The 11,723-nt window shown below is 57.6% G+C and carries 10 protein-coding genes; 7 read left to right on the top strand and 3 right to left on the bottom strand.

Translation table 11 applies throughout. The annotated features are described in order from the left end of the window. The first annotated feature begins 638 nt into the window (after positions 1 to 638). Positions 639 to 2,210, top strand: coding sequence for a Ppx/GppA phosphatase family protein (locus IFT53_RS02490; RefSeq protein ID WP_192063454.1), 1,572 nt, complete (start codon positions 639 to 641; stop codon positions 2,208 to 2,210). 1 nt (position 2,211) lies between these two features. Continuing rightward, a complete protein-coding gene (locus tag IFT53_RS02485) occupies positions 2,212 to 3,006 on the top strand; it encodes an RlmE family RNA methyltransferase (RefSeq protein ID WP_192063455.1) in 795 nt (264 codons plus the stop codon). A gap of 16 nt (positions 3,007 to 3,022) precedes the next feature. Here IFT53_RS02485 and IFT53_RS02480 read toward each other — a convergent pair whose 3' ends face one another. Further along, a complete protein-coding gene (locus IFT53_RS02480) occupies positions 3,023 to 4,420 on the bottom strand; it encodes an MDR family MFS transporter (RefSeq protein ID WP_192063456.1) in 1,398 nt (465 codons plus the stop codon). A gap of 211 nt (positions 4,421 to 4,631) precedes the next feature. On the opposite strand from IFT53_RS02480, the gene IFT53_RS02475 reads away from it, so the two are divergent. The 4 genes from IFT53_RS02475 (at position 4,632) to IFT53_RS02460 (ending at position 8,789) form a co-directional block, all read left to right on the top strand. Further along, complete coding sequence (locus IFT53_RS02475) at positions 4,632 to 5,615, top strand: MBL fold metallo-hydrolase (RefSeq protein ID WP_446737651.1); 984 nt, start codon at positions 4,632 to 4,634, stop codon at positions 5,613 to 5,615. A 176-nt stretch (positions 5,616 to 5,791) separates the two neighbouring features. Next, positions 5,792 to 7,297, top strand: coding sequence for an IMP dehydrogenase (gene guaB, locus IFT53_RS02470; RefSeq protein WP_042619085.1), 1,506 nt, complete (start codon positions 5,792 to 5,794; stop codon positions 7,295 to 7,297). Between the two features lie 72 nt (positions 7,298 to 7,369). Beyond that, on the top strand, positions 7,370 to 7,789 hold the full coding sequence (locus IFT53_RS02465) for an MAPEG family protein (RefSeq protein ID WP_244656202.1): 420 nt from the start codon (positions 7,370 to 7,372) through the stop codon (positions 7,787 to 7,789). 121 nt (positions 7,790 to 7,910) lie between these two features. Next, on the top strand, positions 7,911 to 8,789 hold the full coding sequence (locus tag IFT53_RS02460) for a dienelactone hydrolase family protein (protein WP_192063458.1): 879 nt from the start codon (positions 7,911 to 7,913) through the stop codon (positions 8,787 to 8,789). A 21-nt stretch (positions 8,790 to 8,810) separates the two neighbouring features. Here the strand turns inward: IFT53_RS02460 and IFT53_RS02455 are convergent, their stop codons facing one another. Continuing rightward, positions 8,811 to 9,764, bottom strand: coding sequence for a LysR substrate-binding domain-containing protein (locus IFT53_RS02455; RefSeq protein ID WP_042619109.1), 954 nt, complete (start codon positions 9,762 to 9,764; stop codon positions 8,811 to 8,813). Positions 9,765 to 9,954: 190 nt separating this feature from the next. On the opposite strand from IFT53_RS02455, the gene IFT53_RS02450 reads away from it, so the two are divergent. Beyond that, positions 9,955 to 10,236 (top strand): DUF1127 domain-containing protein, encoded by a 282-nt coding sequence (locus IFT53_RS02450; protein WP_244656203.1) that lies wholly within the window; start codon positions 9,955 to 9,957, stop codon positions 10,234 to 10,236. A 99-nt stretch (positions 10,237 to 10,335) separates the two neighbouring features. Here the strand turns inward: IFT53_RS02450 and IFT53_RS02445 are convergent, their stop codons facing one another. Then, positions 10,336 to 11,709 (bottom strand): glutamate--cysteine ligase, encoded by a 1,374-nt coding sequence (locus IFT53_RS02445; RefSeq protein ID WP_192063459.1) that lies wholly within the window; start codon positions 11,707 to 11,709, stop codon positions 10,336 to 10,338. Between the last annotated feature and the right edge of the window lie 14 nt (positions 11,710 to 11,723).

Below are 11,723 nucleotides of genomic sequence, written 5' to 3'. Positions count from 1 at the left end.
GTTCGCTTTCCAATATATGGCAGATCTTGCATGGCCGCGAGGCAAGGCGGTATCCCAAGTGGGAGATTCATGAAAATGTTAGAAATAAATAAAAATTGATTTTTGTTATAATATAATATATGAACAATAATATTATATTCATATAGAACAAAATATTCAACAAATTCCAAATTTAGGTGTATTTTTTTTATTAAAAAATATCATGAATATTGATTGTTATTTTGTTTTAATGTTATAATATTTAAAATTATTAGCGTGAATGGTCAATGCGGTATCTTTTATTAAAGCTCTGTTCGTTGTCGCCAAATTTATTGAGATTATGATGTCGTTTTGATGTCTCCACAGGTGCAGACCTTTTGTTCGGAATCGAGCCTTGTTCAAGCCTGGGACTATACTGCGGTTTATCTCAGTGCCAGAAATGCGTTTCAGATATTCAACTCAGGCTGGGATTGGCCTGTGCGCACAACTGAAATAAGCGGAGGCCATGCGCTGGTTCGGCGCCGATGGGTGGGCTTTGACCCGTGGCTTGAAGCGCTACTGGCAAAAATCGGTTGGCTAAAATGTCCGGCACTGTTATGATTGCGGCAACGTAACTTTATGAACGCCAGCAGCATCGCAATAAGCTTTCGCGCGGCGGAATGGATAAAACAGTGACTGACCCCGGTAACGGCATAAAGCCGTCGGAATCGGGGGCGTCGGCGGTGGAAAAAGGGAATGCGAAGCGTTCCCGTCGTGGCAAAAGCAGGCGTAGCGGGAAACCCCGTGACGCTTCTGCTTTGGCGCATCCTCATATTGCCGATTCCCGCGCGGATTCCCCAAACAATGGCCAGGCGGAGCGTGACTCCGAACCCCGAAAGCGCAAGCGCCGCAGGCGTTCCCGTGGCCAAGGCGGCGGACAGCCTTCCCAAGCTGTGGAACACGGCGACACAGTTGGCGCTTCGGCAGGCGATGTTGCAATCCCCGCCAAGCCGCAATCTCCGCATGAAAAACGCAGGGCCCGGGGTGGCAAACACTCGCATCGTGGACCGCAGGGCAGGCCCTTGGTGCCCACCCATGCGCCCAAGCCCTCCGCACGTCAAAACGGCGGGGCATCTCCTTCCCATGCTCCGTCTACGGCAGATCATCAGGGGCGCTCGCACGGCCGGTCGCAAGGCCATTACCGGGATGCTGGGCATGACATCGGCGCCGACATGTATGCGGCGCTTGATCTCGGCACCAACAATTGCCGCTTGCTGATTGCGCAGCCGACCCGCCCCGGCCAGTTTCGTGTTGTCGATGCATTTTCCCGCATCGTTCGGCTCGGCGAAGGTCTGGTCTCGACGGGACGCCTCTCCGATGACGCGATGGACAGGGCTGTCGAGGCCTTGCGTGTCTGCGCCTCCAAGCTTTCGGGCCGACCTATCCGGCGCATGCGGCTGATCGCGACCGAGGCCTGCCGTGCTGCGGTGAACGGCGAACAGTTTCTTGAGCGCGTGACCCGCGAAACGGGGCTGACGCTGGAGATCATCAGCCGCGAGACCGAGGCCCGCCTTGCCGTTTCAGGCTGCTCGTCGCTTGTCGGTCGTGAAGCGCGCTCTGTCGTGCTGTTCGATATTGGTGGCGGCTCGTCCGAAATTGCCGTCATCAAGGTTGGCGAAAACCGTTCCAGCCGCTTGGCAAACCACATCACGCATTGGACCTCGCTGCCGGTGGGTGTTGTGACGCTGTCCGAGCGCCATGGCGGACGCGACGTGTCGCCAGAGGTTTTCGCGGCGATGGTGGCGGAAGTCGAAGGCTTGTTGAACGGGTTTGATTGCCCGGCACCCGGCGAAGACATGCCCAATGATGACTTCCACCTGATCGGAACATCCGGAACGGTCACCACGCTGGCGGGCGTGCATCTTGACCTGCCGCGCTATGATCGTAGAAAAGTGGATGGGCTGTGGCTGTCTGACGATGAAGTGACGGCCATGCAGGATAAGTTGCTGGCCTGGGATTTTGCCGGACGCGCCGCCAATGCCTGCATTGGGCCTGACCGGGCTGATCTCGTTCTGGCAGGCTGTGCCATTCTCGAGGCCATCCGCAAACGGTGGCCGTCCCGGCGCATGCGTGTTGCCGATAGAGGGCTTCGCGAAGGAATTTTGACGGATATGATGGCAGACGATGGCGCATGGCGCCGCAACAAGATCCGCCGTGCGGCTACGCAGGGCAAACCGGAACGGAAGGCTTGATATGAGCAAAGCGCCCACGAGTACAACCCGTACCGGACGCAAGATTGGCCAGAAGGTGAAGAAGGCAAAGCTGAAGCCTTCTTCCCGCGCCTGGATCGAGCGTCACATCAATGACCCCTATGTGCAGCGCGCGAAGCTTGAAGGCTACCGCGCCCGCGCGGCATTCAAGCTGCTGGAAATCAACGACAAGCACCAGATTCTGAAGGATGCGCGCCGGATCATCGACCTGGGTGCCGCACCGGGAAGCTGGTCGCAGATTGCCGCCAAGGTCACGGACTCGACCGAGGACGATATCCGCGTTGCGGCCATCGATTTTCTGGAAATCGACCCCATTCCCGGCGTTAAAATCCTGCATCTCGATTTTTTGGATTCCAGAGCGCCCGATCTGTTGATCGAGTCTGTGGGTGGAACGCCGGATCTGGTGCTGTCGGACATGGCAGCGCCGACCACCGGCCACCAGAAGACAGACCACATCAGGACGATGCATCTGTGCGAAGTGGCGGCGGATTTTGCCGTGCAGGTTCTGGCTGAAGGCGGCCACTTCCTTGCCAAGACCTTCCAGGGCGGCACGGAGCGGGCGCTTTTGGATATGCTCAAGAAGAACTTCAAGCAGGTCATTCACATCAAGCCCGCATCGTCGCGGTCTGAATCCGTGGAAATGTTCCTGTTGGCCAAGCACTTCAAGGGAAGAAAGCCCGGCGACCGCACGAGCCGGGAAGAGGATCTCGAGCGCAACACGCGGGAACTTGCGTTCGACCCACGCGAAGATGACTATGATGACATGGATATGCGCTGAACCCAGCGCATATCGTCTATTCCGCTGGCTGTGACGCCTTGTCCCGATGCCCTGAAACGGCAGAGCCAGCACTTCGGTCCATGGCAAACAGCGGCACGATGGCAAGCAGCGAAACGACAGCCACGATTGTGAAGGCCGTGTGGAAATCCGCGAGCTGCAGGTGTTCGCCCGATAGATAGCTGCTGGCTTCCAGAATGGTGGCAGCGAAGGCCACGCCAAGCGCCAGGCTGATCTGCTGCAATACCGATGACATCGACGTTGCCTGGCTTGCCTGCGCATCCTCGATATCGGCATAGCCGAGCGCGTTGGTGCCGGTGAAGAAAAACGACCGGGCAAAGCCAGCGGTGACAAGACAGATCATGATCAGCGGATAGGGCGTTAACGGCGTGAAGAACGCGTTGGCGGCGGTGGTGAACGCGCCGACAATGCCCGCGCCGATTAGGATGGTTCGGAAGCCCGTTGCCGCGAACACGCGCCGTGCCACGAACTTGGTGGTGATGGCGCCGATGGCACCGGCAAAGGTTATCATGCCGGATTGAAACGGATTGAGCCCAAAACCGATCTGCAGCATCAGCGGCATGAGGAAGGGTATGGCGCCCGTTGAAATGCGAAATAGGGTTCCGCTGACCGAAGCAGCCCGAAACGTCGCATTGCGGAAAATCTTGAAATCGAGGATTGGGGCGGGGTGAGACTTGGCGTGCCGGACATACCAGAAGCCACAGATGAAACCAATGATCATCGTCGCAATGCCGACCGAAGGCGGAAGCGCGGGCAGGCTGACAACCGAGACACCGAAGACGACGCCCGATGCTGCAATGCCCGAGAGGATGAAGCCCTTGGTATCCATGGGCGGTGGATTGGTGGTTTCGATTTCAGGCAGATAGATCGTCGCGAGCCAGATGCCGATGACGCCAATCGGAACATTGATCAGAAAAATCCAGTGCCACGAGAAATAGGTGGTGATGAAACCGCCAATGGGTGGGCCGGTGAGCGGACCCACAAGGCCGGGGATGGTCAGCAGCGCCATGGCGGAGACGAGTTCGGAGCGTTTTGTGGTGCGCAGCAGAACAAGCCTTCCGACCGGCGTCATCATCGCGCCACCCATGCCTTGCAGGAAGCGCGAAACGACGAATTCGATCACCGAGGACGACACTGCGCAACAGATCGAGCCGATGACGAAGATGGCAATGGCGATGCGGAAGATTTTCTTCGCGCCGAATTTATCCGCCATCCAGCCGCTGATGGGAATGAAGATGGCGAGCGCGACCATGTAGGACGTCAGCGCCAGCTTGAGCGTGATCGGCCCTACATTGAGATCAGCGGCAATCGCGGGCAGGGATGTCGCGATGACTGTGGAATCCATCTGCTCCATGAAAAGAGCAACGGCGAGTATAAGCGGAATGACGCGATTCATGGAATGATTGCGGGAAGACCGCATCCTGATAGGGTCGTTGCCTGTTACCTACGCCTGCGCGCAGGATTTGCCAACTAAACATTCCTTCATTCGGAAATTCATCACGTCTGTGTGAGACGGATCTTTCTGCTCAATCCTGACGTTTAGCAATGTTAAAGCTATCGCGCTGAGGCGAATATATCTGGAGGATTTCATGAGAAATTTATTGACGATGAACAGACGCAACCTATTTGCCACCGCAGGACTCGGCGTACTCGCTGCTCCCTTCGTTCTGCGTGGCACTGCCTTTGCGCAGGCAAACCAACCGCAAACGTCCATGAAGGTCGATCACGCCATGCCACCTGAAACAAATCGCTTCAAACTTGGAAATTTCGAAGTTCTCGTCGTGAAAGACGGAGCAAGACCATCCGGCAAGCCCGGTGAGACCTTCGGCACCAACCAGAGCGCCGAAACCGTCGGTGCACTGCTGCAGGAAAACTTCCTGCCCACGGACCAGTTCGTCAACAGCTTCTCACCTGCGCTCATCAATACCGGTTCCGACCTCGTTCTGTTCGATACGGGATTTGGTGAGAGCGGTCGCGGCGCAGGCAATGGCCGCTTGATGGAGGGCCTCGCTGCCGCAGGCTTCAAGCCGGAAGATGTGACCGTTGTCGTGCTGACCCATATGCACGGCGACCACATTGGCGGCCTTATGGAAAAGGGTGCTCCTGCATTCCCGAACGCCAGATATGTCATGGGCCAGGCCGAGTATGACTTCTGGACCGACACCAAGCGCGTGGGATCACCGGCAGAAGGCGGCCATAAGGCGGTGCTCGCCAACGTGAAGCCACTTGCGGAAAAGGCCACCTTCATCGGTGACGGCGCAACGGTCGTATCCGGCATCACCAGTGCCGCTGCATTTGGCCACTCGCCCGGCCATATGATCTTCCACGTCGAGTCGGAAGGAAAGCACCTCGTTTTGACTGCGGATACGGCCAACCACTTCGTTCTGTCGCTTCAGCGGCCTGAATGGGAAGTGCGCTTCGACATGGACAAGGCAGCCGCTGCCGCCAGCCGCAAGAAGGTGTTCGACATGGTTGCGACCGACCGGTTGCCGTTCCTTGGCTACCACATGCCCTTCCCTTCGGTGGGTTATGCCGAGCGCAAGGATGTCGGTTATCGCTTTGTTCCGAAGTCCTACCAGTTCGACATTTGACACCTGCTGCATCGGTGCAACACCAAAACCCGGAACGTGTTTCCGGGTTTTTTCTATTCCCTTCCTGTCATGAACGTGTTACCAGCCCTCGCCAACTTCCAAGCAATCCTTTGCAGGGCGCCGGGGTGAACATTCGTTCCGGGACGGCCATGCATTTTCAAATTAGGAATTTGGCCATGGCTCGCATTATTCAAACCCCCACCGGTCTCGATGCTCTCACATTCGACGACGTGCTGCTTCAGCCGGGGCACTCCGAAGTCATGCCCGGCCAAACGAATATCTCCACGCGTATTGCCCGTGATATCGAACTGAACCTGCCGATTCTGTCTTCTGCCATGGACACAGTAACAGAAGGTCGTCTGGCCATTGCCATGGCGCAGGCTGGCGGCATCGGCGTCATTCACCGCAACCTGTCGCCGGTCGAACAGGCCGAAGAGGTTCGCCAGGTGAAGAAGTTCGAAAGCGGCATGGTGGTCAACCCTGTCACGATCGGCCCGGATGCAACGCTTGCCGAAGCGCAGGCGCTGATGAAGACCTACAGCATTTCCGGCATTCCGGTTGTTGAAAATGGCGGTTCCGGTGGCCACAAGACGGGTCGCCTCGTTGGCATTCTGACCAACCGCGATGTGCGCTTTGCGTCTGATCCAAGCCAGAAAATCTATGAGCTGATGACCCGTGAAAATCTGATCACGGTCAAAGAAAGCAGCGTCGATCAGCAGGAAGCCCGCCGCCTTCTGCACAAGCATCGCATCGAAAAGCTGCTGGTTGTGGATAGCGCCGGCAACTGCGTGGGCCTCATCACCGTCAAGGACATTGAGAAGTCGCAGCTCAACCCCAACGCCACCAAGGATGCGCAGGGCCGTCTTCGCGCTGCCGCTGCCATCAGCGTCGGTGCCGATGCCATCGAGCGGGCCGAGCGCCTGATTGCCGCAGGTGTCGACCTTCTGGTTGTCGACACGGCGCATGGTCACTCCCAGCGCGTTCTGGATGCGGTTACCCAGGTCAAGAAAATGTCGAATGCCATTCGCATCATTGCTGGCAATGTGGCGACGGCAGACGGCACCAAGGCGCTGATCGATGCAGGTGCGGATGCGGTCAAGGTCGGTATTGGCCCCGGCTCGATTTGCACCACGCGCATCGTGGCGGGCGTTGGCGTTCCACAGTTGGCTGCCATCATGTCGGCGGTTGAAGCGGCACAGGCTGAGGATATTCCAGTCATCGCTGATGGCGGCATCAAATTCTCTGGCGACTTTGCCAAGGCCATTGCCGCCGGTGCGTCTGCGGTCATGATCGGCTCGCTGTTGGCTGGCACGGATGAAAGCCCAGGCGAGGTGTTCCTCTATCAGGGCCGCTCCTTCAAGGCCTATCGCGGCATGGGCTCTGTCGGTGCCATGGCCCGTGGCTCCGCAGACCGTTATTTCCAGGCGGAAGTGCGTGATACGCTGAAGCTGGTGCCGGAAGGTATCGAAGGCCAGGTGCCATACAAGGGTCCGGTTTCAGGCGTGCTGCACCAGCTTGCTGGCGGCCTGAAGGCTGCCATGGGCTATGTGGGCGGCGGCACCATCAAGGACTTCCAGGAGCGCGCAACCTTCGTTCGTATTTCCGGTGCGGGCCTGCGTGAAAGCCACGCCCATGATGTGACGATCACCCGCGAAAGCCCGAACTACCCCGGCGCAGTCTGATCCGTCTCACAATGCACGCTCTCCGAACTCACATCGTTCGGGGAGCGTTTTTCTATAAAAGGAAGCCCGACAATGTCACCAACGACTGCCATGTTCTGGCCCATGATCGCACACGCGCTTCTGGTCTTCGGTCTCTATGTGCTTCTTTTTATTCGTAGAAAAAAATATACATTCTCCAACAAGGAATCTTTCAAGCGCTTTCGGGATGCTGGTGAAGAGGCGGATCAAAGCCGGGTGGTGAACAAGAACCTCGCCAACCAGTTCGAACTGCCGATGCTGTTTCATGCGGCGTGTCTTTTGCTTTACATTACCGATGCCGACAACATCGCCACCATCATCCTCGCCTGGATTTTTATCGCGGCCCGTTACGTCCATTCCTATGTGCACGTCACAAGCAACCGGCTGCGTTACCGCGCACCGGCCTTTGCCATCAGTTTTCTCGCGTTGATCCTCATGTGGGGCTGGCTCGGCATCTGGCTTGCGCTGGAATAGGCGTATAACGCCTGTCTCGCAGATCGCGAAAAGTTGTTTTTCTGACCGCCCTGAGACTGCATCATTCATTGCGTATTTCCGTTAAGTGTCATGCTCCAGCAAAGCTAGATTGGAGCATACGATGACCGATGGCCCGAAGATTTCGCAGGCGATGATCGATGCATACGACGAGTACACGCATCTCAGCCTCGACCGACGCAAGTTCATGGAAAAGCTGACGCTTCTGGCAGGCTCTGGTGCAGCCGCCGCAGCCATAGCGCCCATACTGGCCGCCTCCGGCGCTCAGGCCGCCATGGTCGCTGAGACAGACGAGCGCATCGTAGCCGAAGATGTTACCTATCCCGGTGCTGATGGCGAGATGAAGGGCTATCTGGTCACGCCGAAAGATGTCTCTAAGCCACTCGGCTCGGTCATCGTCATTCACGAAAACCGGGGGCTGAATGCCCATATCCGCGATGTTGCCCGCCGCATGGCGCTGGAAGGGTTTGTTGCTCTCTCGCCAGACTTTCTGTCATCGCAGGGGGGAACGCCTGCGGATGAGGAAAAGGCGCGGGCAATGTTTTCGGGCATGGATATGAACGCGACGGTCGCCAATGCAGAAGCGACCCGGCTGTGGCTGACGAAGCGCACAGGCTCCAACGGCAAAACGGGCGCCATGGGCTTTTGCTGGGGCGGTGGCCTCGTCAACCGCCTCGCCACGAAATCACAGGGTTTGAATGCAGGCGTTGCCTATTATGGTTCGCAGCCACCGGTGGAAGACGTGCCCGCTATCACCGCACCGCTGCTTTTGCACTATGCGGGGATGGATGAGCGGATCAATGCCGGGATTGACGCTTACCGCAAGGCGCTGGAAGCCAATGGCAAGACGTTCGAGATCTTTGTCTATGACGGCGTGAACCACGCCTTCAACAACGATACCTCGTCCGCTCGCTACGACAAGGCGGCAGCCGATCTTGCCTGGAGCCGGACGGTCGCGTTTTTCACCAAGACGCTGGCCTGATTAAAGTGTTGGCCGGTGACGCTACCAGCCGGGCATGAGTTGGGCGGTGCGCAGGCGTGGCGTAGCGCGGCCAAAGGCCTTGCCATCACTGTCCAGATCCTCAGCGGCGCTGGCTGGCGAGATGTTGTCCAGGCAGGCCGTAATGTGATCTGTGATGGCATTGATGAGGGAAGGCGAAAGGCCAGGGCGCTTCATCAGGCCGATTTGAACGGGTGGTAGTGGCGGGAAGCCATCTGCTGCCGTCAGCACCTTCATGCCGGTTCTAAGCGTGGATTCCGGCAGCACCGAAACGGCCATGCCCGCAAGCACGGCTGACGCTATGACGGTGGATGACCAGCTGGTAAACAGCACCTGATAATCACGACCATCGGCATCCAGTGCCGAAGCAGCCAATTGCCGCCAATGGCAATCGCGGCGTCCTACCGCAAGCGGCACAGGCACGTCATCACGCAGAGGGTGGTTGGCGGACGCGACCCAGCACAACGGCTCGGTGCGCACAATATCAGATGTGCGGGCGCGGGGGTTATGGGTCACCAGCGCGATATCCAATTCACCACGCGCCATCTTTTCCGCAAGGCTGACCGATGGCTCGCAGACAATATAAAGCTCGACATTGGGATGCGTCTTGGCAAAGCGACCGATAATTTCCGGCATATAACGGTCTGCATAGTCGTCCGGTGTGCCGATGCGCAGCGTGCCTTCGAGCCGGTTGTCGTCAAAGGCGGCGACGGCCTCGTTGTTGAGGCGGATGATACGGCGGGCATAATGCATCAGCTTTTCACCCTCTGCCGTCAGCCGGTTGCCGCGTCCATCCTTGGCAAAAAGCTGCTTGCCCAGCCGCTCCTCCAGCCGCCGCATCTGCATCGAGACCGCTGACTGAGTCTTGAAAACCCGGTCTGCCGCTTTGGTGAAGCTACCCGCATCGATGATGGCGATGAATGTGTGCAGCTGGTCAATATCGAGGGGTGCGGACATCGCGGGCCATCCATAAGAATGATTGATGTCTGACATTAGAAACATTCGTTGGACTGATCAATAGTCTTGCGACATTTTGACGCCAGAAACATCAATCAACCAAATGGTCATCCAAGGATGATCGAACCGGCGGCCTCCACACATGGGTGTGCAGGCTTTGTCTCATCGTGCCTGAATGAAGGATAGTGTTATGCGCACGGCAGTACGGAAGATGGAACTGGGCGTATTCGCACCACGGGCCGCGACGCTTGAAGTGGTCGTTGCCAGCGTGGTCAAAGGATTCCGCACTGTTCTGCGCCGCATTTCCAACCGCATCGCCGCTAACAGGCTGAATGAGATGGATGACCATCAACTGGCCGATATTGGGCTGACGCGCAATGATTTGAAAAACGCATTCGACGCGGGCCTTACTTCGGACCCGACCACGCGGCTGGCGCATTGCGCCCGAACGGCGGCCGCAAAGGCCCTTTAGCGGCGGCCTCTACAGTTTCCCCGCAGGGTGATTGCCAATAACCCTGCCTTTGCCCGGTGTCTGCGCTTGCGCTGCACCGGGCTTTTTTGTGCGCCTATCTTAGTATTGATACTCGTCAAAGACCGGCAAGACTGACTGGTTCCAGCGACCATTGTAGGCTACCAGCAGGTCCTCTGCCATGGTTGCCTTCTTGGCCAGAACCTCATCCAGCGGGTTGAGGAACACGCTCTCGTCCTGGCCCTCTTCATTGCGGCGCTTGCGATTGCGCAGTCCGTCGCGGGAGATGGACACGGTTTCACGCGCCACATCCATTACGGAGCGACCAGCCACGGTGGCTTTGAGGCCTTGGACCGGCACCGTGTCGCGCATGGCAACAACGTCTTCAACTGTCCAGTCCCCCGTCAGTTCATCAGCAGCGGTAAGCGCGCTGTCATCATAGAGGAGGCCGACCCAATAGGCAGGCAGCGCACAGATACGACGCCATGGGCCACCGTCTGCACCGCGCATTTCCAGGAAGCGCTTCAGGCGCACATCCGGGAAGAGCGTCGAGAGGTGGTTAGTCCAGTCACCCAGGTTCGGTTCCCACTCGGCAATCTGGCCCTTCAACGCGCCGTTCATGAACTGGCGGAAGGTCATGTCGGTACAGTCACGATATCTGCCATCGCGCACTATGAAATACATCGGCACATCCAGCGCCCATTCGACATAATGATGGAAGCCAAAATCAGGCTGGAAGGCGAAGGGCAGCACGCCTGAGCGGCCGTTATCGGTATCACGCCAGATATCGCCGCGCCAGGACAGGAGGCCATTTGGCTTGCCTTCGGTAAACGGGGAGGAGGCGAATAGCGCCGTTGCCAGAGATTGCAGCTTCATGGAAACGCGCATCTTGCGGCGCATATCCTCTTCCGAGGAGAAGTCGAGGTTCACCTGGATTGTACAGGTGCGGTACATCATATCCAGACCATGGCTGCCGACCTTGGGCATATAGCGCGTCATGATCGCATAGCGGGATTTCGGCATTTGCGGCGTTTCGTCATAGGTCCAGAGCGGGCTGCCGCCTATGCCGAGAAAGCGAATGCCCATAGGCTCGGCAATCTCGCGCAACATCGCCAGATGCCGGTTGGATTCCTTGCAGGTCTCATGCAGGGTTTCGAGCGGCGCGCCTGACAGTTCGAACTGTCCACCCGGTTCGATGGAAATGGCACCCATGCCGCTCTGCTCGCTCAGGCCGATGATGTTGCCTTCGTCGATGATGGGCTCCCAGCCGAGCTTTTCCTGCATGCCTTTCAGAAGCGCTGAGATGCTGGCGTCGCCAAAATAGGGAACGGGCTTGTTGCCATCGCGGAAGAAGGCAAACTTCTCATGCTCGGTGCCGATGCGGAATTTCTCAACCGGCTTGCAGCCTTGCGCCAGATAATCGATCAATTCCTGTGTCGAGGAAATGGGGGTCTGGTCGGTCGTGTCGCGGGCCATGAAATTACCTTGTG

It is taken from the genome of Rhizobium sp. CFBP 13644 (assembly GCF_014842165.1).
Lineage (GTDB): Bacteria > Pseudomonadota > Alphaproteobacteria > Rhizobiales > Rhizobiaceae > Agrobacterium > Agrobacterium tumefaciens_C.
Note: the sequence above shows the minus strand (reverse complement) of the source record. Positions and strands in the feature narration are given on the sequence as shown.

Coding starts and splice junctions, on each gene's coding strand:
- IFT53_RS02445 (WP_192063459.1), bottom strand. CDS start 11,709: ATGGCCCGCGACACGACCGACCAGACCCCCATTTCCTCGACACAGGAA.
- IFT53_RS02465 (WP_244656202.1), top strand. CDS start 7,370: ATGTCACCAACGACTGCCATGTTCTGGCCCATGATCGCACACGCGCTT.
- IFT53_RS02485 (WP_192063455.1), top strand. CDS start 2,212: ATGAGCAAAGCGCCCACGAGTACAACCCGTACCGGACGCAAGATTGGC.
- IFT53_RS02475 (WP_446737651.1), top strand. CDS start 4,632: ATGAACAGACGCAACCTATTTGCCACCGCAGGACTCGGCGTACTCGCT.
- IFT53_RS02460 (WP_192063458.1), top strand. CDS start 7,911: ATGACCGATGGCCCGAAGATTTCGCAGGCGATGATCGATGCATACGAC.
- IFT53_RS02480 (WP_192063456.1), bottom strand. CDS start 4,420: ATGAATCGCGTCATTCCGCTTATACTCGCCGTTGCTCTTTTCATGGAG.
- IFT53_RS02455 (WP_042619109.1), bottom strand. CDS start 9,764: ATGTCCGCACCCCTCGATATTGACCAGCTGCACACATTCATCGCCATC.
- guaB (WP_042619085.1), top strand. CDS start 5,792: ATGGCTCGCATTATTCAAACCCCCACCGGTCTCGATGCTCTCACATTC.
- IFT53_RS02490 (WP_192063454.1), top strand. CDS start 639: ATGGATAAAACAGTGACTGACCCCGGTAACGGCATAAAGCCGTCGGAA.
- IFT53_RS02450 (WP_244656203.1), top strand. CDS start 9,955: ATGCGCACGGCAGTACGGAAGATGGAACTGGGCGTATTCGCACCACGG.